Below are 3,090 nucleotides of genomic sequence, written 5' to 3'. Positions count from 1 at the left end.
GAAGATGAAGCGGCATCCCCGACAGTTTCAGAAAGAGAAGAGGCGAAAACCGCCCCTGAAGCAAGAGCTATAAGGACGATTTTTTGCATTTTAGTGCCCTTGAATGAGAGACATAATTTTGCGATAGCCGAAAATAATTACAGCAACACCCAAAACAGCAAGGAAAACCAAAGTGATATCCGCTTTAGCGTCAGTCATTGGAACGTCAGCAGCAGTCAAAGCAGCAGCAGCGTTAGAAGCCATAACAGCAGAAGCTGCAACAACAAGAGCGATTTTTTGAGTCAAAGTGACTTTTTTCATAGGAAACCCCTTAAAATAAAATGATTTTGGACTTACATCACGTTGATTATTCAGTGATCCACGCGCTGCCAAATTCATTACGAAGCCTTTAGTGATGGTACGGAAGCATGATTTTTAATAAAATCAGATCCAAGATCAAAAGAAGTTACGTTATAAACGTCTTTTTTCTTTCCATTATCATGGGTTAAAGGAAGATCACCACTAATAAAAAATGGAGTTTTATTTGTACGAAGTTTGCGGACAAGCTCAGTAACCTTAACGGCTTGATCTTCATCATCACAAGGAATTTTCACTTCAATATTTATTTCGACTTCTTGCATACCAACACGAGGATCATTTTTAGTAAAAACGATTTGAGAACGAAATTTGACAGAAGCAGCATACGAACGACCTTCCATAGTTCCTGATCCACCAGGCTTGATTGTTCCAACTTCACGAATACGAAAAAAGGTATCAAAACCTTGGCTAATTACTGACATATTCACTCCTAAATAGGCAAAATTTTTTATCTCTCTTTTTTTGTTAACCCCGTGGGAGTGATAGTCATCACGGGGGATCGGGTTTAACGTCTCAGATCAGGGACGGGAAATCAATAACGAGAAATAAGACTAAAATTAACACGTTGATAAATTGGATCAATCAACCAAGAGCAAGTATTAAAAGTTTTTTTAGGAGAGCAAGAAAAAGTATAAAAACCATGAAAAGAAACAAACATATCAAAGTCTTTAAATTTTTTTTGAGTAAGACGAGCAAAATTAAAGATGAAAGATGGATTAGACTTAGAAATGATTTTTGAGATATTTTGGAAAACTTCGTTAAAATATTTATAAGTGTCACCAACTACTGTAAACAGTTTGGGACGTAGGAGTGATAGACCTACTTTTTCTTCTTTAGTCGATCTACCGAGAGGTGAGGTTTGGCGATTTGTGTTTTTCATGGCTATCACTCCAATTTGCACAACTATTGTGCATTTATTAAAACTAATGCTAAACTATTGTAACTTAAAGAAAGTTGAATTAATACAATAATTGTGCATAAATCAATAAAATGAGCAATAAAATGACAAGAGAAGAACTTGCAGAGCTTTTAAATGTAAGTAGAAACACATTAAACAACTGGGAAAAAGAAAAGCCCGAACTAGTAAAACTAATAAATTTAGGGTTATCAGTAGAAGATCAGATAGAAGAAGCGGAACGACATTTGGAAAAGTTGAAAGAAATGAAAAAGAAAGCAACTAGTAGCAATAAGTTTAAATTGAAGTAGGAGTGATAGCCGTGAAAAAATGGATTTTAGGATTATTGATACTCAGCTCAGGAGCGATGGCAGATTTTGAAGTGAAGATAAATACAAAAGCTCTCTATAGAGATTCATTTGAAAAGCTGTCATTAAATCAACAAAACTACATTTTAGACAATATGGACAAAATACAATCTATCACGGAAGCTACACTAAAAAAAGAAACTCTCAATCTGAAAAAAGAAAAATTCATCGATGATAAGAACGTGGCAGAGCTGATCCTGAATACTGATGGAAGTATCAAAGGGATTGAGTTCATAGCGAGAAGTAATGAGAGACGTTTTGACAACATCACCAAAAAGGTTTTGGAAGAAGCAGTTAAGAATTATCCGAAACCAAATGAACCAACACCGATCCGAATAATTTTTGAATATAAAATCGGGAAAATGAGCATAGGTAGCCAAAGAGGAAACGATCAAGCAAAAGCAACAGGGGAATACATTCAGAATTTACAGAAGGGGACAACACGTTTTAACCATTCAATGAATCAACAAATAAGAGAATTTGAAACGTCGAACGATGGATTCATTAACGCTAACCTAAATCCTACATATTGTGGAACTATAAAACTACTTAGTGAAAACAATCAAGAAATTTCAAACGGAACATATTCATCATATGCAATCAACAAAGAAGTACCAAAAGGAAAATATAAATTATTAGTACAGACAAAAGAAACTTGTAACATCAATATTCAATATCCGTGAAGATGATAGCCCGGGGATCACTACTCCCCATTTTTGACTAATGTAATATTGGCGCGAACGCCATTACAATTAGAAAGACTATCAAAATGCGTGGTGACAAAGAAACGGTACTCCTTTCAATGAAGTCCCACCCACCCCTACCTTGCCAAAAAAATTGGCAAAAAAAAAGGGCGACAGCCCGAAAGCCATCACCCCTCTTCATCTATCCGCTAGTGACACGGAAAGAGTATCGTTGTTGTCACACAAAAGAATTATATCAGAAATTTAGAGAAATAGAAATAATGACCATTTTAGAAAATGTCTGAAAACTTTTGATAATTTGACAAGGCGGGCGGCGTAGCCGCCCTTTGGGACGCCGCCGAAGTATCGGCGGCTCGCCGTCGGCTTACTCCCGCTGCCGCTAATGCGCGGCGCGGTCGATACGCCTACCGACGACGCCCTACTCCGATTTAAGCCATGAGTTCGAATCTCTTTTTGGGATTGTGATTGTGAGTGATCGGGCGGAATCCCCGCTGCGGTTTTTTAGAAGTTAGGAGTTTTTTTTATCATTGAGTACGAGGGGGTATTTTGCCATTGCGTTTCTGAGAGATCGACCCCACGAAAAAGCTTTTATGTATCGGATGATCTGCGCTTAAGAGCGGTTCGCTCCCGCTCATACTGGGGGAACCCCCAGCCCCCCAAAACAGAGGTGTGTTATAATTCGGAAATAACAACGATTTGGAAGTTAAAAGAGGGTTAAAGCGGGGTAGGTTTTTTTCGAATCTCTCCTCGTCCGCCACCACATCAA

General features: G+C 37.9%; 6 protein-coding genes. 2 read left to right on the top strand and 4 right to left on the bottom strand.

What is annotated here, in order from left to right; translation table 11 throughout:
- Positions 1 to 90 precede the first annotated feature (90 nt).
- The 3 genes from WA010_RS08975 to WA010_RS08965 all read right to left on the bottom strand — a co-directional run bounded on the left by WA010_RS08975 (position 91) and on the right by WA010_RS08965 (position 1,237).
- On the bottom strand, positions 91 to 378 hold the full coding sequence (locus WA010_RS08975) for a hypothetical protein (RefSeq protein WP_422556791.1): 288 nt from the start codon (positions 376 to 378) through the stop codon (positions 91 to 93).
- A complete protein-coding gene (locus WA010_RS08970; RefSeq protein WP_422556790.1) occupies positions 378 to 779 on the bottom strand; it encodes a hypothetical protein in 402 nt (133 codons plus the stop codon). The genes WA010_RS08975 and WA010_RS08970 overlap by 1 nt, the downstream gene beginning before the upstream one ends.
- A gap of 110 nt (positions 780 to 889) precedes the next feature.
- Positions 890 to 1,237 carry a hypothetical protein gene (locus WA010_RS08965; RefSeq protein ID WP_422556789.1) on the bottom strand — a complete coding sequence of 116 codons (348 nt, stop codon included), beginning with the start codon at positions 1,235 to 1,237 and terminating at the stop codon, positions 890 to 892.
- Between the two features lie 122 nt (positions 1,238 to 1,359).
- Here WA010_RS08965 and WA010_RS08960 point away from each other — a divergent pair, with 122 nt between their 5' ends.
- Together WA010_RS08960 and WA010_RS08955 are read left to right on the top strand one after the other, a co-directional pair.
- Positions 1,360 to 1,563, top strand: a complete 204-nt coding sequence (locus tag WA010_RS08960; RefSeq protein ID WP_422556788.1) for a helix-turn-helix domain-containing protein — start codon at positions 1,360 to 1,362, stop codon at positions 1,561 to 1,563.
- A gap of 11 nt (positions 1,564 to 1,574) precedes the next feature.
- Positions 1,575 to 2,303 carry a hypothetical protein gene (locus WA010_RS08955; RefSeq protein WP_422556787.1) on the top strand — a complete coding sequence of 243 codons (729 nt, stop codon included), beginning with the start codon at positions 1,575 to 1,577 and terminating at the stop codon, positions 2,301 to 2,303.
- Positions 2,304 to 2,848: 545 nt separating this feature from the next.
- Here the strand turns inward: WA010_RS08955 and WA010_RS08950 are convergent.
- A partial coding sequence (locus WA010_RS08950; protein ID WP_422556786.1) for a hypothetical protein occupies positions 2,849 to 3,090 on the bottom strand: 242 nt, incomplete at its 5' end.

The organism is Sulfuricurvum sp. (assembly GCF_049305995.1).
Lineage (GTDB): Bacteria > Campylobacterota > Campylobacteria > Campylobacterales > Sulfurimonadaceae > Sulfuricurvum.
The sequence above is the reverse complement of the archived record's forward strand: the minus strand, read 5'-3'. Positions and strand labels throughout refer to the sequence as shown.